Below are 22774 nucleotides of genomic sequence, written 5' to 3' on the forward strand. Positions count from 1 at the left end.
TTCTTTACATAGGCAGAAAGTATGTCGGCGCTGTATTTACTTATGGTTTTTGCTGTTACGTGTTTTTATTCAGGTCGAAAATTAATTTTTTCCATCTTTACTGCAGCTTTGTGCACCGCTTCTGCAGGGGGAGTCTTCAGTCGCAGGGTTTCCTCGATCATTTCCGGGATGATGCCCTGTTCTGATGCCTGTGCTGCCTGCGGTATGAGTTCTCCATCAATGATGCTGAAGCTTTTGATGTTTTCAAATCCCGAAACAATTTCCCTGACTCTTTTACGCGAATACTTTTGAAAAACTCCCTGCGCATCCCGGTAGAATACCGGGCTTGAAGGTATTTTTTTCAGCATGGGCAGCATGCCTCCGGGAACCATGTGCAGCCATGTTATGTAGGCGTCTTCCTGATAAAGGAATTCGGCGAAACGAATAGCCGCTTTTTGTTTTTTTACGTTGCCGGTTTTGAGTAGCCCCAGTGCGTGGATAACCCCGAAAGCCGCTTTGCGGGATCCTTTAATACTTGAAACCATCCCTGTGTTTTTGAGCAGCATATGGTCATATTTTTCCCCTTTCAATTCTTTGAAATTGTCAGGGCCGAGTGAGTTTTCGGCGATGGGGGGGATAGCAAGGTCGTCCATGATGAATGTGGAATAAAACATCATTGCCAGCCTGCCCTGCATGTAAAAGTCGCGGCCCCGCCACCATTGCGGTCCCGGCGGGGTATAGCGGGCCAGTTCTTTGTAGAATTCAAGGGTGGCGACAGTTTCCGGGGAATCAAAGGCTACTTTGCCGTTTCGGGTGAATTCTTTCGCCCCTGCAGAAAGGGCCAGATGGGTAAAAACCTGTTCGGCATAGGAATCATTGCGTGTTCCGATGAGAATTCCGTAACGTCCGTTTTGCGGGTCGTGGAATTTGCGCGCTGCCTTGAGGATGTTTTCCCAGCTGTTCGGCGGAGCCAGACCTTTTTCCGCAAACCAGTCCTTGCGGTACCATATTCCCTGAACCCAGCCGTTGAAGGGCAGTCCGCAGTATTTACCATCCGGCATCCTGAATTTGTTCAGCGGAGCAGTGAAAAAATTGTCCCTGCCTATATGATCCAGAATTTGTTTTACGGCATAGCAGTTTATCCATCCCTTTTTGTTGAATGCAACTATAAGATCGGAGGAGCAGGTGATTATGTCCGGCCCTTTGCCTTCACGTTGGGCTGTTGCCAGTGTCGCAGCAAAGTCGTTTTCCTCAACTCCCCGGACGGAGATTCTGATATTCGGATTGTGAACCTGAAAAGCCCTTATCAGATATTGAATTACGGCCAGACGGTCCTGGGCCACTTCAGTGGTCCAGAAGGATATGGAAGTGGCTGCATAAACTTTGCTGCAGGGCAGGCAGATATATATTGCCAGCAGGAGCGTTCCCAGTTTATTTGGCATTGAAGACCACCTCCCCCTGCCAGTTTTCATTCGGCGGGGTGCTTATAAATTTTCTGGCCATATTCAGGTAGTACTCAGCCAGAGGGTCCGGTCCGTTTCTTTCCAAATATGATTCAAATGATTCTGCGGCCTTCTCAAAATTGCATGAAAGCAGTATGGCAAAGTCCTTTTCCCATAGTTTGATCTTTTCTTCTGTTTGTTTGCAAACGGCAAAGGGGGCAAACTCCTCACCGGCTCCCTCGCGTGTGCCAAGCAGTTCGTAGATTCTCGTTCTTTTGGTTGTGCCTTTGGGAATTACCTTTCCTGCAAAGCGGAATACGAAATTGTCCCCGGCCAGATCTTTGGTGGTTTCGCTGACCAGAATTTCAGTTCCAAGATATTTGTTCAGCCCTTCAAGACGGGAAGCCAGATTTACAGCCGCACCAATGGCTGTATAATCCATGCGGTCCGACGAACCTATGTTGCCGACAACGGCTTCGCCAGTATGGACTCCAAGCCGGGTAAGCATTTCCGGTTCATTACAGTCCCGGCAGCGGGAGTTGAATTCCGCAAGGGCTTTACGGCAATTAAGCGCGGCCAGACAGCCGTTGCCGGCATGTTGTTTGTCGTCCTCCGGGGCATTCCAGAAGGCCATGATGGAGTCGCCGATATATTTATCAATTGTGCCACCGTTGTTCAGGATAACCCGGCTCATGCATTTCATATAGTTGGTGATTGTGCCGGTAATCTGTTCCGGGGTCATGGTTTCTGAAATGGCAGTAAAGTCTTTGATGTCGCTGAACAGAAAGGTGAGGTTCTTGCGTTTACCGCCTAACTCGGGGACAATTTTGTTTACAATCATTGATTGCACCAGCGGACGGGGAATGTATTTCCCAAAGGCATTGAGTGTACCGCGCATGGTTTCCATTGCTTTGGAAAGATCGTGGACCTCTACAATGCTTGATTTTACTTCAATAGGAGTTTCAAGCTTGAATTGCTGGATATTTTTTACACTATGTGTCAGTTCAATCAGCGGTTTGCTCAATTTTCTGGCAACCAGATGGATGATGGGCAGAAACAAGATAAGAATTCCGAGTGAAACCAACAGGGTTCTTGTTCCGATGTTTGCGATAGGTCCGGTGAAGAATGATTCCGGTACGGTGATGGCAACAAAAAGCTCCTTGCCGTATTCTTTGGGCAGTGGGTCCACAAGCGAGATGTATTTTTTGCCTCCAACCGTCAACTGCTGGATATGAAGGTGATCGCTGACATTTTTTTCGTAGTTTGCGGCCAGCGAGTCCAATACTGGATTTTTCAGACCGGAAACTCTTGGATTTTTTCTGTTGTGCGGGTTTGAGTATATGTTTTGCCTGAGTTTTTTGATGTTATGGTAACCGTACAGATCTCCAGACTGCTCGAAGACCATGATTTCGCAATCTTCACCCACTAATTGTTTTTTCATGAATCCGGATAGATTTGCCAGTGAAATGTCCAGACCCAAGACTCCGGGAACAGCACCGTCAAACCTGCGGGAGACAGTAATTCCGGGTTCTTTTGAAAATGCAAACAGATATATGTCACTTAAAAGAGAGATGTCTGTATGTCTGGAGTTACGGTACCATGCCCTAAGTCTCGGGTCGTAACCTGCGTTATTGTCAGAACTGGAACCTATGGTTACGAAACCTTCATCCAGATATTTGGTCAACTCATATCTCCTGCCGCTGGGGAGATGTCCTATTGTCTGGGTATACCAGCGGGCATTTGCGGGTATGTTTTTTTCTTTTTTCACCTGCTCCCGGTCCCGTAAGGAAGAGACGAGGAAAAAATCTCCATCAGCAAAGCCGATGAAAATAGATGTGAAGTCCGGGTGTTGCTGCAGGCATTTAAAGAAAGCATGACTCATGGGATGTGAGTGCAGAGATGCTTTTTCCCCGATTTCGTTAAAGCCGACATACGTATTCACGGTCATGAATGCACCGTCGAAAATATTTTGCGTGCGTTCGCCTATTGCAGCTCCGGTCTGGCGAACCAATTGTTTCGCTGAAAAAAGGGCAATGCGCGAATTCTGGATATATCCGTATACAACAATACAGAGTACTATCGAACACGTGAGGGTCGTAAAGATGGTCAGTATGTTGATATACAGAGGTGTATTTCTTTTCATAGTAACTGCACCGATTTTTACCCAATGAAATTGACCGTACTTTATTGTTATACAGGTGCTGTAAAGAATAACAATATTTAATTCAGTTTCAAATCAGTCTGTGGCATATTTAGCTTTAATCAAAATCAGCATGGAGGAGTTGTAAATGGGAAGCAATCGTTCCGGAATGTTTATCAAGCTGTGTTGTCTGCTGTCTGTTTTTGCTCTTGTTCTGACAGGTTGCCGTGAAGAGAAGGTAGAGCAGGAAAAAGAACTGCTGGTTTATTGCGGCATAACCATGATTAAACCCATGACTGAAATAGCTGAGATTATAGAGAAGGAGTACGGCTGCAAAATACTCATCACCAAGGGTGGGTCCGGAAATCTCCTGAAATCCATCAAAGCAAATATGATCGGTGATCTCTATCTGCCCGGTTCCAGTTCTTATATTCAAAATTGTTTTGAAGAGGGTCTGATCACAGATACCGTACCTGTCGGATACAATAAGGCCGCAATGATGGTGAAGAAGGGAAACCCAAAGGATATCAAAGACTCCTTGGATAGCCTTACTGATAAGAGGTTCTATGTGGCGATTGGAAATCCTGAGAGCGGCAGCATAGGACGGGAAACAAAAAAGATTCTGGATAAGAAGGGCATTTTTCATCAGGTCATCAAGAATGTGCAGATGATGACAACCGACTCCAAGGATCTCATCCGTCTTATTAAAGATGATGAGGCTGATCTGGTTGTGAACTGGTACGCTACAGCCACCTGGCCTGAAAACAGGGACAGCATAACCGTTTTGCCGATCAGCAATGAGTTTGCAGGGAAAAAGAAACTGGTACTCGGTCTTTTGCGCTTTTCCAGTTTTCCGGAAATAGCTAAGGCGTTCATGAAATACGCTTCCAGCGATAAGGGCAGGATTATTTTTAATAAATACGGATTATATGATGTTAAATAATAAATTGCCCGGCTTTTTCAAAGAGCAGGTTACTTCCCAGGTGCTGTTGCTCTGCCTGATGTTTTTCGTGGCTTTTACGGTCATCTATGTTCTGGACCGGGTGGAGATTAATAGTATTGCCGGATATGAGCGTGAAATTCAGAACCAGCAAGACCGTGCCGAGCTGGGCAAGGCCATCATGCACCGCTTGCTCATGATTGAGCTGGGCGTAGTCCGTATGATCGATTCTACCGACCTGCGCAAGGTGGACCTGATCATGGGCGATATTAATCACAGTTTCAATAAGCTGGGAAATATCCTGAATATTCTGCAGAATGGTGGAACATTTACAAATACTTTCCCTGCAAATTTTTATGACAAAGACGAAGTTCAGGAGAAGATTACTTTTCAGCGGAAGAAGGGGGCCGGTTATGTAATGACGGTTATTGACCTTAATCCCAAGATTTTTGAGCTTGAGGAGGCAATAAATACTGTTTCTTTCAAAATGCGGGAATTGTTGAGCGGTGATAATGCTCCCGATCTTGAAAAGGTGCATGAAGATCTTAATTTCCGGACCATGCAGATTGATGCCCTCATTCTTCGGGCCAGAGAGTCGGCCAGCAAGATATTTCATGATACACAGACCGATATAAAGCGCTTGAACGGGCTTAAGGCAGAAGCTTCCGACAACATGGATACTCTCAGGGCCGGTGTCTTCACCCTGACCATTCCTGTCTGTCTTTATATTTTTTTCCGTATCATGTTCAACATACGGACCATTCTGGCTGACCGTGAAAACAAGGCCAGAAATCTTGAAGAAGCCAAGTCGGCCATTGAAACCATCCTTGATTCCATCCCGGCGGGCATGGTTATCATCAATGAACATAGAGAAGTGGTCAGGGTCAATTCAGAAGCTTTGCGGATTTTTGAAGTGGATTCTGAAGAAATGGTGCTTGGGCATCGCTGTGATAAAATTTTCTGCCTTTCCGTTTCTGACGGTTGCCCTTTTGCCGGCAGCCTTGAAGATAATCTGGTAAATGAAGTTAAAATCAAGACTTCTTCCGGGTGTAATATTACTGTCTTGAAGAATGCGACTTATATTACCCTTTCCGGTGAGCGGGTGATCCTTGAAGCCTTTATGGATATCAGCCAGCGCATTGAAATGGAAAAACGGCTTCAGGAACAGCAGGATTATGCCAATGCTGTTTTGCAGGGGGTGCAGGCCGGGGTTGTGGTGATATCTGCCAGCACCCATACCATTGTGGATATGAATGAAACTGCGGCGAAGCTCATCGGCGTAAACAGGGAGCAGGCTCTGGGAGCTGTATGCCATAAATATATCTGTCCGGCAGAAGTCGGCAAATGTCCGGTTACTGATCTTGGTCATGAAATTGACCATACCGTGCGCAGGCTCTCCAACGGAAAATCTGTCCTTAAGACTGTAGTTCCCTTTAAAAGGGGAGATGAAACCCTGCTGCTGGAGAGCTTTGTGGACATTACTGATCGGGTCCATACTGAAAAGCAGTTGAAAAAAGCTCTTGAGGCAGCAGATTCAGCCAGTACGGCCAAGTCAGAATTTCTTTCCCGCATGACTCATGAATTACGTACCCCGCTGAATTCCATTGTAGGTTTTTCCGAAATTCTCCTGACCGAAGAGGAAGCTCCCCTGACAGGTAAGGTCCGGTCTCAGGTTGAGCATATTGCGGGGGCAGGTCAGCATTTATTGCAGATGATCACGGATGTTCTTGACTTTTCAATGATTGAATCCGGTGATTTTACCATCAGCTCAAAACCTGTACCTGCTTCTGAGTTAATTGAAGAATCAATAAAAATTGTCCGTCAGGATGCCGATAGGGCCGGAGTTTCGATTGATGTTGATTTCAGTATCTCATTTTTGCCGAAACTGGTGGTGGACAGGTCCAGATTCAAACAGGTCCTGATCAACCTGTTTTCAAACGGAATAAAATACAACAATAAGGGCGGAAAACTAAGCCTTTCCGGTTATGTTCGCGGCGATAAGGGTTTCATCTCTATCTCAGATACCGGTGTAGGTGTGCCGGAAGAAAAGCATGCCGATATTTTTAAGCCGTTCAGCCGTTTTGTTGAAGTTGATTCCGGTGTTGAAGGGGCCGGGGTCGGGTTGGCAATTTCCCGGCAGCTGATAGAGGCAATGGGGGGAGATATAGATTTTACCAGTAAAGAAGGACAGGGGACAACGTTTATCCTTTCCGTGCCTGTGCAGCCCGGCAGTATGGAATACCCTGAAAGTGAGTCCGTTCAGTTGCCCTCAGTCCTGTATGTAGATGACGATTCAAGCAATATTGATGAATTGCGGAATATCGTTATCAACTGGGGCAGATGTACGTTGACAGTCCGCGAATCAATTGAAAAGGGAATGCGGGCTTTGCCGCTGCTCAAGCCTGATGTTGTGGTTATAAGTGACGCGCTGGCCGGGGAATCTTTGGGGGAAATAATTGATGATATCCGTGCCTTGGAGTCTGATGACTGGGTGCCCTTTATCGCTGTATCCGGCAATGGCGGCCTGCAGGGTGCTGACACTGTTCTCCCTTTACCTGTAGAGCTTGGCGGACTGCAGGCAATAGTGATGGAAAGCAAGGAAAGATAGTTGATTGATCAGAAGAAGTTGCGTCAATCCAGCATATTGATTTTAGAAATTACCGCTGCAACATTCACTTCGTCCAATTGATCATGGTTCATGAAGCGTTGAGCATATTCAAGATATATTCCGCTTTCGAGAAACAGCTTGAACAGGTCCGGGTCAAGCTGTTGTGATTTTACCATACCCGCCATGATGGAAATGGATTCACTTAATGTTTTGTTTTTCTTGTATGGCCTGTCGCTGGCTGTGAGGGCCTCGAAAATGTCCGCGATAGTGATGATACGGGATGGTATTGAAATTTCATCTCCCTTCAAGCCTTGTGGGTAACCCGTACCTATGAGTGTTTCATGGTGTGCTCCGGCATATTCCGGAATTCTGGCCATGTTTTTAGGTAATGGGAGGGTTTTCAGCATTCGTATAGTGATCACGATATGTTCATTAATCTTGTCCCGTTCTTCAGGAGTCAGGGTCCCTCTGGGTATACTCAGATTGTATAGTTCTCCAAGATTATAAATAAAAACAGGTTTCTTTATAGTAAGTTCTGATGCACTGCGTGGTTGGGATGACGGTCTTGTATTGATGATCTGTTCCGGTTTATCGGAGAGCAGTTTTTCAACGCAGGGCAGGGGCCGTGATGATTCGGGATAACGTTTTAGTTCCTGCTGACTCAGGCCCAGACGGTTATCAAGTTGGCGAATCCATGTTTTCTCGCCGATGGCCCTGATTCGGTTTATTTCATTTTGCCCCATAGCTTCGCCGCCGATGTTGCAGGAAGCGATGAATGCGAAATCTTCCCGTATCTCTTCTCTTTTACGGTTCAGAAGGGTGGTCAGTTCTTTTTCATCTCCACCGTTCAGGCGCTCTTGAAGGTATTCGATTTCAGCATCGCGAAGCAGCACTTCAAACCGGGTACGGACTTCGTGGATTCGGTTATAGATTGTTTCCAGTTTGGTTGCTTTGTCCACCACATATTCAGGTGTTGTTACTTTGCCGCAATCATGAAGCCACGCAGCGATTTTGAATTCACGCCATTGTTCTTCCGTGTTGAATGAAAAATCGGCAATTCTTCCTTCTTTGCAGTCAGAAGCAGCCTGAGCCAGCATCATGGACAGTTCAGGTACACGCGCACAATGTCCGCCTGTGTAAGGTGATTTGAAGTCGATGGCGGAAGCTATGAGCTGGATAAATGATTCAAGAAGCTCCTGCTGTGATTTCTCATGATTTTTGATGGCTGCGGCCATGGAGGTCATGGATGCGGAAAGAGCTTTTATCTCTGTTATGTTGCTCTTTACTTCTCGCACCTCATTATATCGGCGCCGAGTTACCTTTTCACTTTCCTTTGATAAAGCACGGATAGGCTTGATGAGAATGGTTGAACCGAACCATGCAAGGGGGAACAACAGAAGCAAGGCGGAAAATGTGAAGAAGATTGCTATACGCACTTTCTTCATATAAGGCTGCATCGCAACATCCAGCGGTATAAGCATGCCCAAGAATACATGCTTGCCGTATGTTGAATCTACGCGGGCCAGATAACCGAGGAACTGTTTTCCTTTGATATTGAGAAACTGCAGCTTGCCATGTTTGGTCTCGTCTGCGGCCAGTTCCAGAATTTTGAGTGCCTTCCGTCCCGAGGCCAGATTGCTGTCTATTTCCTGATTTCCGAACCATTTTGTGGTCAGCCACTCTTTTTCTTCCGCTGAAACAGCAGCAATTGCCTTGTTCAATATTCCTGTCAGTTGGGGAATATCAGGCCGGACAGTGAAGTGCAGCCCTTGTTCAGGGAGCGGCAACGGTGTCCCCAGACGAATAAAACCAATGAAATTAGTGTTTCCAAGGTAACGGAGCTCTGCAAGTTTGCCTATTACCGCATCGACCTGCCCCAGAGCTACAGCTTTGGTTCCATCAAGGATATTCATATCCAATTGCTGGATGTCTGGATACCGTTCCTTGAGGTAAATGGCGGCAAGAGTATCTTTATCAATGGCTACGCGTTTCCCATTGAGGTCGGACAGTGAAGTAGGCAGCGGAGTGTCTCGTTTAACAGCGATTCCGTCTGAAAGGGTCGTATAGGCATCCGTAAATATACCCAGTTTTCGATTCTTGTGATTTTTAAGTTGGGAATGAAACAGGTCAGCTTTTCTTTCACTATGAGAACCGGACGGTTGGTGGTCGTACTCAAATTTTAGATTAACCTTGCGGGCAATCAAATTTAAATAATCAACAGAATAACCGGCATCGGCTGTAGTTGCCGGCAGAGAATAAGGCATGAGGAATGAACCGGAAACATGAATAACCGGATGTTCCGCAATGAAGGCCAGTTCTTCCCGGTTCAGAAAAATTTCATTGTCTCCCCTTTTGGAAGAAAGAGAATTCTGTCTGTTGGTTTTGGCAATGAGATTGCCTTGCCTATCGAAAAGGGTAACTAAACCCGATGGAGGCAGGTGCTGCTGATGGAGAAAATATGAAATACCATCCAGAGATATGTTGAGGGCCACAACACTGTTTCCGTTATCCATGCTTTTGGCATAGGTGAGTCCGGATGTGTTGAGGTTAGCGAAGATGTACGGTCTGGTCCGGATAATTTTTTTGGATTTAAGTGCGTTTACAAACCAAGGGCGCTCAACAGGCGTGTAGTCGGTTTGTTTATGGGTTTCGGATCTGACTACGAATTTCCGGTCCACATAGGATGTGGACATTAAACGCTTACCGTTTTTTGTTTCCGTACGTAGAATTGCCCATCTGTCTTCGGGAGCTGCCTTAAGTGTAAGCCGGGCGTTAATACTGCTTTCCAAATTGACTATTTCAATGAAATCACCGTTTTTGAAACCTGTGTATACCGATAAGACCGGCGTTTGATTCATGCATCCGGTTATGAGTGACAAAAAACGTTTGTCCAGATTTTTATGGGGGTATGTTTTCAGCTCGGGGAACTGACTGAAAATTTTGATGAGATTGGCACTCTGGTTGTCCAGCGAGCGGACTCGTTCACTGACGTTTTCCGAGACGGATCTGAATGTTTTTTCTGCGGCGGTTTTAGCCAGATCCAAACTGAAATAATAATCAAGCCCTATTGCCAGACCTGCTATCAGCGCACCAATGACCATTACTACTCCCACAGCCATAAGGCGTATGGATATTGTCTGTCTTTGTCTGAGGATATCCAAGATAGATGTCATGATTGCTCTGAGCATTGGTGTTTAGAGCCTAAGCCGGCCCAGCATGAATATAGAATAAAAAATTGCTCGATAAATGATATGCTGCTTTGGTGGAGTGATATAACTTCACGAGAAGGAAGCGTCAACCGATTATATTCTTAGTTTTCATGCTGCGGTAAGAGTAGTGTAATTATGAAAATGAATATAAAAAATTATACAACACTCCGATAGTTTTTAAATTACAGTTCTTATTTGCTTTAGAATCAGTTCTACTACCTTGGAAAATACTTGATGTTTATTCCAAATAATATCTACTTGTAATTTCAGAGCTATTTTAAGCGGTCTATAACATGGTTTGCTGTAACCTGTTGTATTAATGGTATAGTTGAGACATATGGCATAGCCTGCTCCATCCTACAGGGACAAGCATTGGTGACGATGCCGTCGTGGCTTCCGGAGCTGTTGTAAACAAGGATGTTGCACCGGGATAATTGTGGGGGGATCTCCTGCAAAGTTTATTAAACTGTTGCTGAGGAGGAGAAAGAAAGGTCTGAATAATTCAATTAACAAAGAAATGTTGTTTTTAGGAAAAGATACCCTTGTTTCCTAGAACTGTGTAGCATTTTGGCGTTAAATATTGTACCTGAAATAATGATGTTTTAAATCTGCCCGACCAAGAAATAACAAGGAGTATCCAGAATGAAAATAACCAAACATATGTGGCCTGTCATGATTGTTTCGGCCCAGTTTGAATCCAATACGGATGAAGGTCTCAGGTTGCGGGATTTGGAAAATGAGCTGGTCAAGGAACAGGAATGCTCCGTCTATCCTTCCTACAGTTACGAAGACGCTATTGAAATTTTCATTTCCCGCGCCGATCTGGGAGCGGTGGTTATTGATTGGGATATTTGTTTTGACAGGGAAGATGAGAAAGAGACGCCTGAACATCTTGTCAATGCAATCCGTAGAAGGAACAAGCGGATTCCTATTTTTCTGCTTACTGAAAGGGTAGCGATGAAGGATATTCCCACAGCTGTCCTTGCCCAGATCAATGAATGCCTCTGGAAAACAGCAGAAACAGCTGAATTTCTGGCCGGGCGAATTGAGACCCGTCTGGTTGAGTATGTTCGTTCCGTATTTCCGGTCTTTTTCGGGGAGATGGTAAAATATTCCGAAGCCTACAAATACGCATGGCATACTCCCGGCCATATGGGCGGGGAAGGCTTTCTGAAAAGTCCGGCCGGTGTGGCCATGCATAAGTTTTATGGTGAGAATGTGTTCCGGTCAGACCTTTCCATCTCCGTACCTGAACTCGGCTCGTTGCTGGACCATAGCGGGGTAGTCGGCGATGCTGAAAAGAACTCGGCCCGTATCTTCGGGGCCGACCATACGTACTATGTTCTCAACGGTACTTCAAACGTCAACCAGATAATCTGGCGCAGCCAACTGGTGCGTGACGACATCGCCTTTGTGGACCGAAACTGCCATAAGTCCCTCAACTATGCCATGGTAATCACCGACGCCTATCCCATCTATATGGTTCCCAGACGCAATAAGCGCGGTATAATCGGTCCCTGCCGTCTGTCCGAATTTTCCGAGGAAACAATTCAGGCCAAGGTGCGCGAAAACAAGCTTATACCTGAAGAGCTGAAAAAGCAGAGTGTGCGCATGTCCGCATTGACCAACTCCACCTATGACGGGGTCTGCTACAACGTCATCAACATTAAAAAGCAGCTTCAAAAAAGCGTTGATAACCTCCATTTTGATGAAGCGTGGTACGCTTATGCCCGTTTCCATCCCATGTACAAAGATCATTTCGGTATGGCTGATGATGACCGTAATGAACATCATCCGCCGATTTTCTGCTCCCATTCCACCCATAAGCTGCTGACAGCATTTTCTCAGGCCTCCATGCTGCACGTGCGTGACGGAAGCGACGTTAAGATCGATCCTGATGAACTTAATGAATCTTACATGATGCACGGGTCCACTTCTCCGCAATACAGTATGATCGCTTCTCTGGATGTTGCCACCAAGATGATGGAGGATAGCGGTGAAGTGCTCATGCACGATACCATGGTCGAGGCCGTAAACCTGCGTAAAAAGGTTTCCATGATCGCCAGTGAAATGAAGGAACAGGATAGCTGGTTCTTTGAAATGTGGCAGCCTGAAAAAGTACTCGTCGGCAGGGATTACAAAAAATTTGAAGATGTCCCAACTGAATATCTCTGCACCCATCAGCATCCATGGGTCTTCTCCTCCGAAGACAACTGGCATGGTTTCGAAGACATGGAAGATGAATACGCCATGCTGGATCCCATCAAGCTGACCTTCATCACCCCCGGACTCAAACATGACGGAACCATGGAAGAGGAGGGCATCCCGGCATCAATCGTCACCGACTACCTGATCAACCATGGCATCGTCTGCGAAAAAACCGACTATTATTCCTTCCTGATGCTCAATTCTGTGGGCACCAATAAGGCCAAGCAGGGTTCCTTGCTGGCCGGTCTTCTTAAATTCAAAGAAGTTTACGATGCCAACCTTCCCCTTGACGTAGTTTTACCTGCACTGGTCAAGAGTTACCCCAAACCATATTCCGGGGTCGGGGTGAAGGATCATTGTAACGCCATTCACCGCTATTACAAGGAACACAAACTTCTTGATAAAATGCAGGCCGCCTTTCAGGTGATCCCGGATCAGGCCATCAAGCCTTCCGAAGCCTACCATGCCGTTGTCCGCAAAAATGTGGAGTATGTGGAACTTTCCCAGATGAATGACCGTATCCCGGCTGTAATGGTTGTTCCTTACCCTCCGGGTATTCCGGTAATTATGGGTGGTGAAATTCTTAATGACAAAGCCCGGCCCATTTTTGACTACCTCACGGCGCGTCAGGATTTTGAAAACGTTTTTCCCGGATATGAAAGTGATATCCACGGTGTTGAACGTATCGAACGTGATGGTAAAAAATTCTTTAAAACAATGTGCTTGAAGAAATAGTTTGACTGAAAGTTACAATTCAACCGGAGGGCCGTATGACTGATTCAGGGGCCGGGAATAAATTATCAGTGTTTACGCTGATGATGATTAACGTGGCTGCGATTCTGTCATTACGTGCCTTGCCGGGACTCGCAGAATATGGCTGGGGGTTGATATTCTATCTCGCTTTGGGGTCGCTGAGCTTTTTTATCCCTTCGGCACTTGTTGCTGCGGAGCTTGCTTCAGGCTGGGATGATGAAGGCGGCGTCTACTTATGGGTGAAGGAAGCCTTTGGCCCCAAATGGGGTTTTGTGGCTATCTTTATGCAGTGGGTGGAAAATCTGCCATGGTTCCCGGCTGTGCTGGCTTTTGCAGCATCGGCCGTGGCCTATATTTTTAACCCGCAGTTAGCGGAGAATAAGTGGTTCATTGTGGCGGTCATTCAGGTCAGCCTTTGGGTGGCTACCTTTTTGAACTTCCGGGATATGAAGCTGTCCGCGTTTTTCAGTTCATCGGGAGCTATCGTCGGAACTATCGTTCCCGGCATCCTGATAATTGTACTTGGGGTTGACCATGTGCTCTCCGGCGGAACTGTCCAGATACCTTTCACATCTGCAGCCCTGATGCCTGATATTGAGAGCCTGCAGGACCTTATGCTGCTGGCGGCCATGCTGATTTCCTTTACAGGCATGGAAATGTCGGCGGTGCATGTGAACGAGGTGCGTGATCCGGCGGTGAATTATCCAAAGGCTATTTTTGCGGCAAGCGCCTTGATCATAGGGCTTTCCGCATTGGGGTCGTTGGCTATTGCCATGGTCGTTCCGGCGGACGGAGTCAGCCTTAGTGCAGGAGTTTGTCAGGCTTTTGATAAGTTGTTCCAGATTCACAAGATGGAATTCATGACTCCGGTAATTTGTCTTTTAATGGCTTACGGAGCTTTGACCATGGTCATTACCTGGATGGTAGGACCGTCCAAGGGTATTCGGGAGGTTGCCAGTGAAGGGTATTTGCCCAAGCGTTGGCAGAAGATCAACAAATTCGGCATCCCCACGAATATTCTGATTATCCAGAGCGGCCTTTCAGCATTGGTTTCCTGCGTTATACTTTTTATGCCCACGGTTTCGAGTGCGTTTATGCTTATGAGTGCATTGGCGGTGCAGCTGTACCTGATCATGTATCTGCTTATGTTCGCTGCGGCCATCAGGTTGCGCTACACAAGACCGGACGTGAAACGTGGATATACCATTCCCGGCGGCAAGATCGGGATCTGGTGTGTGTCAGGCCTTGCCATAATAACCTGTATTTTTGTTTTTGTTTTCGGCTTTATCCCGCCCAAAGCTGTTCTTGATGAAGGATTTGCGGCCGCAGCGGGTTACATCAGTTTTCTGGTAGCAGGAATTGTGGTGTTCACTTATGTACCCATATATTTCTACAACAGAGCAATAAAAAAGCATGCAGAATTAAAATGACAATCTAACAACTCCGGTAGTGAGGCTTCATTTTAGTAAAAAAGGGTTCAAGTCCCCCCGCAGGGCTGCCGGAGCATGGAGAAAAATATGTCAGCTGATCATAAAAAAATGGGTGTCTTTGCCTGTACAGCCGTTGTTGCCGGCAACATGATGGGCTCCGGAATTGCACTGCTTCCTGCCAATCTTGCCTCCATCGGCAGTATAACAATCATCGGCTGGGCCGTAGCTCTGGTTGGGGCCTTGGCCCTTGCCTATGTCTATTCCCGGTTGGGTATGGAAGATCCGCAGGAAGGCGGACCCATTGCTTATTCCGGGGAAGTCGCTCCTATTCTGGGCTACCAGTCCGGTCTGCTTTATTATCACGCAAACTGGATCGGAAATCTGGCTATCGCCATTACCGGTGTTGATTACCTGTCGGTCTTTTTTCCTGCCCTGCAGGATCCCGTTTCATCAGGTATAACCTCAATTGCAATTATCTGGATTTTTACCGGAATCAATATTCTAGGTGCGGACTGGATAGGGCGGCTGGTTTCTGTAGGAGTTGTCCTGCTGCTTATCCCGGTCGTCATTACCGGGACTGCGGGCTGGTTCTTTTTTGATCCGGCCCAGTTCAATGCCAACTGGCTGGTCAAGGGGCATACTCCGGATACAGCAGTGCTGGCAGCAATAATCCTGTGCATCTGGAGTTTTATCGGTGTGGAGAGTGCTGCTGTTAATACGGCTGTGGTAAAAGATCCCAAGCGTACCATCCCGCTTTCCACCATGATCGGTACAGCATTGGCCGGGCTGGTTTATATTCTTTCCTGCACCGCCATTTCCGGTATGTTTCCGGCAGACAAAATGGCTGCGTCCGGAGCGCCGTTCTCTTTGGCAATGGGGCATATTTGTGCTGCGCTGCCTTTTTCGCAATATGTGTCCAAGCTTGTATCAGCTGTCACAGCCTTCGCGTGTCTCGCGTCTTTGGGATCATGGATGATGCTGGTTTCTCAGGCTGGTGCTCGTGCTTCAAGTGATGGTACTTTACCTGAGATTTTCGGGCGTAAAAACAGTCACGGGACTCCGGTCATGGGGCTGGTCCTGTCTTCGGTCATGATGAGTATATTGCTGGTGGTGCTTATGTTTTTGTCCAAGGGCGGGAGCACCCAGTCCCTGTTTGGCAACATAGCATCCATTGCCGTGCTCCTGACCCTGCCGCCGTATTTTTACTCGGCTCTGAACCTGTTGCGCAGGTACGGATTTCACGCCAAAAAAGCATGGCTGCAAATTATTTCTTCATTGCTGGCATGCGGTTTCTGCCTTGTTGCCCTTTCCGGGGCAGCGAAAGATGCTCTGATCGGCTGTATGATTGTTATGCTTTGTACCTTCATCTTTTATGTGGGTAAGGACCGGAACGAATTTGAACGCAGGATCAGACAAGAAACAAGTCGCTAGATTAGTGGGGGATATGTCATTAAAGGGCCTGAAAAAGGACAGCACTCCGTAAAGGCAAACCAAAGGATACGTACATGGTTTTGAATCAGCATAAGACAGTACCTGTGGCTATTGATTCTGTGAAAAAAATTGATGGTTTCGAGATGGCCCGCTGCACCTATTTTGTCATTCAGGCCGAGCAGCCTCACCCCATCAGTTTAGGGATTGTCGACACGAGGATTCCCCTTATGTTGCTTAATTTTATTGGTGTTGTTCTTGGTTCGCCCGAATCGGAAAATGGCCTATTCGAATCTCCAGAGGCAATTCAAGGCCTTATCGACTATGTAGAATTTGAAGATTCCCCTTATCTCGTCGATACTGAAGATATTTGGTTGCCGATCTCCTGCCTGGAGAATGTCGGGGATGTATTCCGTGGCGCTATTTTTCGGGTTGGTTTTGATCTTTTTCTTACCGCTCTGCAATTTCGGCAAAGCCTTAGTAATATAGAAGCCTTCACATACATGGCGAAGGATTTTCAGCAAGATGTAGAATTTTCTAGGCTTGAAACAGCCGCACTGTCTGAATGGTCTCAGAATCTTATTAAAGAGGCCAAAGATGCTCACCGTCTGGAGAAGGAAAAGTCTCCTGAAAGCTTTTTGCCTCGGCGAGAGCTGGATGATGACCTTAAACCTCGGGAGGAAATTTAAATAATGCCCAGACTCGCAATGACACTAATCGACGTGGGCTGGGGTGACTCCCTGTTTCTGGAATTTGAGGATGATGCCGGTAGCCGTTCTTTTGGCCTCATTGATTCCAATGATACCGCTAACTACCGTTCCAGCTTCATTTATCTTAAACGTTTCTTTGAGCGCGAAAAGCTCTATGAGACCCGTGATCACATGTTTGATTTTGTACTTCTGACTCATGCCCATGCGGACCATGCTCAGGGGTTAAAGGCAATTATCAGTCATTTTGGTACAAAGCGTTTCTGGTATCCACGCAGTTTAGAATGGGGAGGCACGGCCTCTTTGCTGGCGTTTGCCAATAAGACTACAAAAAACCTTATGGGCTACGCCAGACGTTCCCGTAAAAATATCCTCAACCATCAGGCCGTTGACGCAGGTAATCTGGCACCCAATATTAATGGAACTCAGCTGGATTTTTTATGGCCCGCTCCCAATTTTATCGACCCTCACAATGAGAACGAGAATTCTGTCGTTCTGGCACTCAAGCTTGGGGCGGTGTCCTTCCTTCTCACCGGTGATGCTGAGGAAAAGGCATGGAAGCGTATCGCAAATCGCATCCCTGCAGATACCAGAGTGTTCAAAGTTCCTCACCATGGGTCAGATAACGGCTTCTTCGATGGTTCAAGAAAATCTCTGTGGCTGGATGATTGTCCTCAAAATACTATGTTTGCAATCAGCAGCCATGTGAGGCCTTTTTCCCATCCTGCTCCGTCGGTAGAAAAGGCGCTCAAATCTCGGGATGTATACCGTACCGACCAGCATTATCACATCACCTTTGAGACAGACGGCAGCAGTGTTAAAGTCAAATATTCACATTGGTAGTGAAAATGATTATTTGCTGCCGCCTGTTGTCAGGTTATTTTAAAGGGTATTGGGGATAGGGAAGGTTTCCCATGCTCGCGCTGGTGTCTACATAGGTTCGTACTGCGGCATCAGTCAGAGCGTAGCCCCAGTTGATCAACTTTTTCTGCTCTGCGGTACTGAAGTGGTTTAGCCGTGTACGAATATCCGCCAGCTTTCGGGTAGTTTGTCCATCCGTGGCTAAAGTTGGAGTGATGTTATAGCCGGAGATTTTAGTACGTATGCCCCAGTATGCTCCGCCTGTTACTCCTCTCTTATAATCCTCAATGAGCTTTCTCTTGCGCACTGCCCGGGCTTGATCAGTGATTATATTCAGTACACGAACTGACTGTTGAGCCCATTCTGCAGAGGGTTTGGCATCAACGTTTAGCGGTGCACCAGCATCACTTACTAATACGTTTTTGCAACGTTTCCAGATGCTTTCCAGTCCCATATTATCATACACCCCTCCGTCCGTTAGGTGGAGCTTGGAACGCAATCCCGGTTTGTCATATAGATACGCACCATCCCACTTTTTCCAGTCATTAGGTTTGACGTTTACTTTCAAAGGCGAGAGAACCGGTGGGAATGCACTAGATGCTGCTACAGCCGTAGCCAGCGAAATTTCGGGATTAGGTATTTCACCAATTTTATAGTCTGCCAGACGTTTACGGCACATCCTTACGCTGGAACCGGTCTGTAAGCTGGTAGCATAGAATTGAAATCTTGGCGCATAGTCAGGATCATCTTTAGGTAACGATTCATTAGGAAGATCTTGCAAGGTGGCACCGTTAAAGAGGTGTTTGTCATAGCGTTTGACTATCTCATCAGAAATAGAGTCAAATATGTTTATGATGCCACTCAAGCCAGCTGACACATCAATATCACATTTGCAGAAATCCTGAATTGTATCAGCCACTTTCTGTTCAAAGTTTATTGCTACACCATTTTGGAATATTAACTCATTCCAACGTGTAGCCAGTACTCCTGAGGTTATGGAGCCGCCTGATACGCTTGTTATGATATCCATTTTTTTCAAGTATCCAAGTTCGTTAAGCCGCCATAGGGAGCCGAGATTAAATAATGTCGCGCGAAATCCTCCGCCTGAGAGGCCAAGTCCGTATTCTTTATCAGGAGTCCTTTCTTCCATGGCATTTTCCTCGAAATGTTTGTTTAAATTTATACATTGCGAATTCAGGCTTGGTGTCCTGAAGCTAGGCATGGGCACCCCTTTGATATTCTATTCATTTTTTGGGATATATGTTGTCCCAAAAATAGAGTAGTCAATGAATACATTGCCGCTTAAGTCAGGAACTCCGTCACGCTTTCTTTCGCCATGGGGATAATGTTCAAATCTATTAAAAGACTGGTATGCAAGACCAATTTGGTCATCTTTATTGTTGAGCATTGTGTTTGCGACAGCACCAAAAATATGTTTAACAATTGCCACGCCAGCAAGAGCAGCAGGATTTGTCGCGGCAGCAACTAACGTAAGCACATCTGTCGTGAAAGTGTCGAACTCAGGTGCATTTATGATGCTATCAATTTGTGCCCCTAGCGCATTAATATCTTCATCAATTTCAATTAGCATTAAAGACCAATTAAAAGAGACCGGAATACTGTCTGCTGTATACAGCGCGTAACCTGTATCACCAAAAGTCATCTGATGCCCATCTTTTACGTTATCGATTTGCATCAACTCCTTTGAGCTGAGCACTGATTTTGCCGCAGTCCTTATAAGCCACCTCTTTTCTTCGATATCTGTTGTTTTTTGCAGTGCATCTAGCGCAGGAAGATTTACATCTTTTCCTGTTATAAAACTTAGTACTTTGACCTCTCCTGAAAACCACTCGCGATTATCCAGTATCTTTAACTTGTTAAGTCTAAAAACGAAGAATTCCATACTTACTCCTTTTTTTTTAGATTACTACTCAGTATGGTTATAGTTTGTATTACTATATCTCAATTAGATAAAGTATCAAGAATAAAATGGACGGAACACTGCGATGCAGTATTTCTAAGTATATTGACAAGTTTATAGCCAAAGAACAGAATGCGGATAACTGGATAGTTCTTCATAATATTCTTTCTTAATTTAAGCGGCCCCCTCACCACCACAAACCCTACCGCGCCATCCCCATCCCCGCACTTCTCTTCTGCGAGGATTTCTTGGCGAGTATCCGAATTCCTGCAAGTTGATCCTTCACCTCGCTTAGGCCGCTGGATTGGTGAAGATCGTTGAAGTAGGTTAAGCCTTGCAGCCTTTCGGTGGCGGTGAATTTCGGGGTTATTGAGATCCCGTTAACCGCCTTGGCCGAGTTCCGCACTGATCATCCAGCTTGAGATTTCAGCGCACAGTTCCTCGCGTGCATACAGCTCAGAACCGAAAGGTCCGCCTTCGCGATCCAGTCTTGCGGGGTGTCCGGTTCAGTGACCGAGTTCATGCAGCGCGGTGCTGTAATATTTATCAGGACTGTCAAAGGCAGCCTTTAAAGGCATATGAATTTCATCAGTGGAAGGGCGGTAGAACGCCCGGTCGCGCTGATCGTGAATAATGTTTGCCGCGGAGTTGGTCAGTATTTTCTCGGCGCGCTCGTCAGGATTCCATGTGATTTTCCGGCCATCCCATTCCGGTATACCTTCAATCTGGCTGGCGTGGAACACATTCGCAAAACGGACAATGGGCCTTTCCAGTAGGACCGCCGTTTTTTGCTTGTTTCCATCCTCATCGAGTACAGGCTTGCCGTCATCGTCGGTGAGCGTCCTTTCCTGCGACATCTGCCAGAATACAATGGGCGGTGATTTTGAACCTCTCTTGACCTGCCAGAACCTTGAGCAGCGGCCTGTTACCGTTCAGGCCCAGATAGTGCCGCTCAAGGGAAATTTGGAAATATGGATTTGATTCGTCGAGATTGAAGCTTACGAAGTCACCACGGGAGGGTGTTCCGGGCGTAATCTGATAAATGCCCATGGGCATGGAAGAGGTGAAGTTCACCCGGTATCCGGCTTCATGGACTATGAAGCCGACTGCCGCAGCGTGGCAGATGAATGAGATCAACAGGAGCTTTCTCATGCTTTCGCTCCCTGAATATTTTTGGCCCAGAATGTTTTACGCCAGCCACGTTTTGATGCGTCAGTACTCAAGGGAAGCGAGCAGCGTGCATCAATCTCGTTCAGTTCATCGTCGCTGAGTGTTGCCAGCCACGATTCGAAGTCTGCGTCCTGTGCATCCTGTTCAGCCTGTTTAATCTTCTTCTGCTCAATGGATTTTAGCTCGGTAAGGATTTCCTTTTCTTTCTTGGCATTAGCAAGGGCCTGCTCATTGGGAGTCAGGAAGCCCACAGGCCTGCGCCAAGTTCCTTTGCTCTTCAGCGTGGCAAAGAGATAATTGCAGGGGCCTTTGCGAGCTTTCGGGAATGTGTCGTGTTCCAGTTCCCATTCAGCGGCATGCAGGGAGTTCTCGATATCAAGGATTGTTTCATCGAAGGAAAGCCGGTGCTGTATGATCTGGCGGATCTGATCCGGACCGAATCTTTCATCATGGAGTCGGGGCCAGAGGATTTGAAATTCGTCTGTGCTGAATGAAAACAGCCTTCGCGCCCAACGTTCTTCTTCATTTTCTTCAGAACCAGATAGATTTTTTATCTGTCTATCTAATAGTACCGGGTTCTGATACCGATCAGCATTGGTATCGGACTGCGGAACGGAATTGCTCTCAACCCTTGATTGGCAAGGGGTAACGGCTTGTTTGACAGCTAAAGCAGCATTGCTAACAGGATACCGATCATGTTTGGTATCAGGATCGGTATCATTACGCTCATGATACCGGTCATGTTCGGTCACACCGGGCTGATACCGATCAGCATTGGTGACATTCTGAGCGGGAAAGGCTTGCAACAGCTCCTTGATACGTTCCATGGGACCGCTGTTCAGCTTGAGGATAACGCCGAAGCGAGGGCCGCGTTCGTGCTGACGTTTAGTGTATATTCCGGCTTCGTGTCCGTGCTTGATTACCCGCCGCGCGGTTACTTCGCTGCAAGCTGCGTCTCTGGCAATAGATTGAATTACAAGGGATATTTCGTCCTGTTCGGTTTGCTCAGAAAGAGTGGAGATGATACCGAACACGCGTTTGCCCTGATCGGATAAACGGGAAAATAGCGCGTCTGTATTGTCTGAAATATTTAATGATTGGGTGCTTGGCTTTGCGTTTTGGTCTTGCTTGTTACCAAAGTTTATTTGATACCGGTCACTATTGGTAACACCTTGCACTTGATACCGATCATGATAGGTATCAAGCAGTAAGCCGTATTCCTGCTTGTAAAGGCTCAGGAAGAATTCGCAGCGTTCTTTATATAAGGTAATGATGCTGCCATGCCTGCGTCCGGCCTGATGATTAGTGCGCTTGAAAAGTCCTGCTTTTTCGCCCTTGGGAAGGGTGCGCAGGACGCTTAATTTGCTGCATTTTACACCATATTGCAGGCTGGAGATCACAAAAGGAAACGGCTCACCTGATTCGACAGTGCTCGGTCCGGACTGGATAAGAGCGGCAAGAATCCTTTTGCCGGTAACGGAAAGACGGTTGTAGAATCCGGCAATATCACGGCGCATAAGCTTCTTCAGATGATCGGTATCAGCAGGGACCTGATACTGATCATCGCAGTTACCAGAGCCATAATATTTGTGTTTGTGTGCCGTTGCATTCATGGGCTGATTCCTTGGGGATCAGGTTCAGTTGAAAAAAGAGCTTTAAGAGTCGAAAAAATCAGGGAGTTCTCCCTAACTAAAATTATTGCCACGAGGGCGGACATGAAAAAGCTTGCTTAGGTCCGTATAACTTTGGTCGGGGCTATGCTTCATGGCGGGGATGATTTTGAGAATGTTATTAAAGAGCTTGATGTTGGGTTATACATAATCTGAACGTGTCTCAGGACGCAGGAAAAGAGCACAGCGGCAGGAATCACTGTGCTTACTGGTAGTATTTCTTTACTGAAAAAAGGTGGGACAACTCCGAAAAAAGGCACAAAAAAAGGACTCACACACAACCCTAAGATTGTTTGTAAGTCCTTGAT

14 protein-coding genes and 1 pseudogene are annotated in these 22774 nt (G+C 46.5%); 7 read left to right on the forward strand and 8 right to left on the reverse strand.

Features of this window, described 5'->3' with window-relative positions; genetic code table 11:
* Window positions 1–65: 65 nt before the first annotated feature.
* Together ACKU41_RS18760 and ACKU41_RS18765 are read right to left on the reverse strand one after the other, a co-directional pair.
* Complete coding sequence (locus ACKU41_RS18760) at window positions 66–1421, reverse strand: extracellular solute-binding protein (protein WP_319779029.1); 1356 nt, start codon at window positions 1419–1421, stop codon at window positions 66–68.
* Complete coding sequence (locus ACKU41_RS18765) at window positions 1411–3564, reverse strand: adenylate/guanylate cyclase domain-containing protein (protein WP_321403021.1); 2154 nt, start codon at window positions 3562–3564, stop codon at window positions 1411–1413. The genes ACKU41_RS18760 and ACKU41_RS18765 overlap by 11 nt, the downstream gene beginning before the upstream one ends.
* Window positions 3565–3709: 145 nt before the next feature.
* Here ACKU41_RS18765 and modA point away from each other — a divergent pair, with 145 nt between their 5' ends.
* Together modA and ACKU41_RS18775 are read left to right on the forward strand one after the other, a co-directional pair.
* A complete protein-coding gene (gene modA, locus ACKU41_RS18770; RefSeq protein WP_321403023.1) occupies window positions 3710–4504 on the forward strand; it encodes a molybdate ABC transporter substrate-binding protein in 795 nt (264 codons plus the stop codon).
* Window positions 4494–7109, forward strand: coding sequence for an ATP-binding protein (locus tag ACKU41_RS18775; protein ID WP_321403025.1), 2616 nt, complete (start codon window positions 4494–4496; stop codon window positions 7107–7109). Before modA ends, ACKU41_RS18775 begins: the two co-directional genes overlap by 11 nt.
* A gap of 23 nt (window positions 7110–7132) precedes the next feature.
* On the opposite strand, the gene ACKU41_RS18780 is transcribed toward ACKU41_RS18775, so the two are convergent.
* Entirely contained in the window at window positions 7133–10282 is a 3150-nt protein-coding gene (locus ACKU41_RS18780; RefSeq protein ID WP_321403028.1) for an HD domain-containing phosphohydrolase, read from the reverse strand.
* 678 nt (window positions 10283–10960) lie between these two features.
* Between ACKU41_RS18780 and ACKU41_RS18785 the strand changes: the two genes are divergently transcribed.
* The 5 genes from ACKU41_RS18785 to ACKU41_RS18805 all read left to right on the forward strand — a co-directional run bounded on the left by ACKU41_RS18785 (window position 10961) and on the right by ACKU41_RS18805 (window position 17687).
* The gene (locus ACKU41_RS18785) at window positions 10961–13261 is read left to right on the forward strand and encodes an Orn/Lys/Arg decarboxylase N-terminal domain-containing protein (RefSeq protein ID WP_321403030.1); all 2301 of its coding nucleotides are present in this window, start codon (window positions 10961–10963) and stop codon (window positions 13259–13261) included.
* A gap of 35 nt (window positions 13262–13296) precedes the next feature.
* Window positions 13297–14709, forward strand: coding sequence for an amino acid permease (locus tag ACKU41_RS18790; protein WP_321403032.1), 1413 nt, complete (start codon window positions 13297–13299; stop codon window positions 14707–14709).
* Between the two features lie 87 nt (window positions 14710–14796).
* Window positions 14797–16140 carry a cadaverine/lysine antiporter gene (gene cadB, locus ACKU41_RS18795; protein ID WP_319779036.1) on the forward strand — a complete coding sequence of 448 codons (1344 nt, stop codon included), beginning with the start codon at window positions 14797–14799 and terminating at the stop codon, window positions 16138–16140.
* Between the two features lie 74 nt (window positions 16141–16214).
* Window positions 16215–16826 carry a hypothetical protein gene (locus ACKU41_RS18800; RefSeq protein ID WP_321403034.1) on the forward strand — a complete coding sequence of 204 codons (612 nt, stop codon included), beginning with the start codon at window positions 16215–16217 and terminating at the stop codon, window positions 16824–16826.
* Between the two features lie 3 nt (window positions 16827–16829).
* Window positions 16830–17687, forward strand: coding sequence for an MBL fold metallo-hydrolase (locus tag ACKU41_RS18805; RefSeq protein ID WP_321403035.1), 858 nt, complete (start codon window positions 16830–16832; stop codon window positions 17685–17687).
* 34 nt (window positions 17688–17721) lie between these two features.
* Here ACKU41_RS18805 and ACKU41_RS18810 read toward each other — a convergent pair whose 3' ends face one another.
* The 5 genes and pseudogenes from ACKU41_RS18810 to ACKU41_RS18830 form a co-directional block, all read right to left on the reverse strand.
* The gene (locus tag ACKU41_RS18810; protein ID WP_321403036.1) at window positions 17722–18855 is read right to left on the reverse strand and encodes a patatin-like phospholipase family protein; all 1134 of its coding nucleotides are present in this window, start codon (window positions 18853–18855) and stop codon (window positions 17722–17724) included.
* A 90-nt stretch (window positions 18856–18945) separates the two neighbouring features.
* The gene (locus ACKU41_RS18815; protein ID WP_319779040.1) at window positions 18946–19608 is read right to left on the reverse strand and encodes a hypothetical protein; all 663 of its coding nucleotides are present in this window, start codon (window positions 19606–19608) and stop codon (window positions 18946–18948) included.
* Between the two features lie 398 nt (window positions 19609–20006).
* A pseudogene (locus ACKU41_RS18820) lies at window positions 20007–20483 on the reverse strand (zincin-like metallopeptidase domain-containing protein).
* On the reverse strand, window positions 20452–20778 hold the full coding sequence (locus ACKU41_RS18825) for a hypothetical protein (protein WP_319779041.1): 327 nt from the start codon (window positions 20776–20778) through the stop codon (window positions 20452–20454). The pseudogene ACKU41_RS18820 and the gene ACKU41_RS18825 overlap by 32 nt, the downstream one beginning before the upstream one ends.
* Window positions 20775–22409 (reverse strand): hypothetical protein, encoded by a 1635-nt coding sequence (locus ACKU41_RS18830; protein ID WP_321403040.1) that lies wholly within the window; start codon window positions 22407–22409, stop codon window positions 20775–20777. Before ACKU41_RS18830 ends, ACKU41_RS18825 begins: the two co-directional genes overlap by 4 nt.
* Between the last annotated feature and the right edge of the window lie 365 nt (window positions 22410–22774).

Origin of the sequence: Maridesulfovibrio sp. (genome assembly GCF_963678865.1) — a bacterium.
Lineage (GTDB): Bacteria > Desulfobacterota > Desulfovibrionia > Desulfovibrionales > Desulfovibrionaceae > Maridesulfovibrio.

Excerpts from the sequence above, each read along its gene's own strand:
- ACKU41_RS18810 (WP_321403036.1), bottom strand. The coding sequence starts at position 18,855 with ATGGAAGAAAGGACTCCTGATAAAGAATACGGACTTGGCCTCTCAGGC.
- ACKU41_RS18800 (WP_321403034.1), top strand. The coding sequence starts at position 16,215 with ATGGTTTTGAATCAGCATAAGACAGTACCTGTGGCTATTGATTCTGTG.
- ACKU41_RS18780 (WP_321403028.1), bottom strand. The coding sequence starts at position 10,282 with ATGACATCTATCTTGGATATCCTCAGACAAAGACAGACAATATCCATA.
- modA (WP_321403023.1), top strand. The coding sequence starts at position 3,710 with ATGGGAAGCAATCGTTCCGGAATGTTTATCAAGCTGTGTTGTCTGCTG.
- ACKU41_RS18805 (WP_321403035.1), top strand. The coding sequence starts at position 16,830 with ATGCCCAGACTCGCAATGACACTAATCGACGTGGGCTGGGGTGACTCC.
- ACKU41_RS18815 (WP_319779040.1), bottom strand. The coding sequence starts at position 19,608 with ATGGAATTCTTCGTTTTTAGACTTAACAAGTTAAAGATACTGGATAAT.
- ACKU41_RS18785 (WP_321403030.1), top strand. The coding sequence starts at position 10,961 with ATGAAAATAACCAAACATATGTGGCCTGTCATGATTGTTTCGGCCCAG.
- ACKU41_RS18825 (WP_319779041.1), bottom strand. The coding sequence starts at position 20,778 with ATGAGAAAGCTCCTGTTGATCTCATTCATCTGCCACGCTGCGGCAGTC.
- ACKU41_RS18830 (WP_321403040.1), bottom strand. The coding sequence starts at position 22,409 with ATGAATGCAACGGCACACAAACACAAATATTATGGCTCTGGTAACTGC.
- ACKU41_RS18775 (WP_321403025.1), top strand. The coding sequence starts at position 4,494 with ATGTTAAATAATAAATTGCCCGGCTTTTTCAAAGAGCAGGTTACTTCC.
- ACKU41_RS18765 (WP_321403021.1), bottom strand. The coding sequence starts at position 3,564 with ATGAAAAGAAATACACCTCTGTATATCAACATACTGACCATCTTTACG.
- ACKU41_RS18790 (WP_321403032.1), top strand. The coding sequence starts at position 13,297 with ATGACTGATTCAGGGGCCGGGAATAAATTATCAGTGTTTACGCTGATG.
- ACKU41_RS18760 (WP_319779029.1), bottom strand. The coding sequence starts at position 1,421 with ATGCCAAATAAACTGGGAACGCTCCTGCTGGCAATATATATCTGCCTG.
- cadB (WP_319779036.1), top strand. The coding sequence starts at position 14,797 with ATGTCAGCTGATCATAAAAAAATGGGTGTCTTTGCCTGTACAGCCGTT.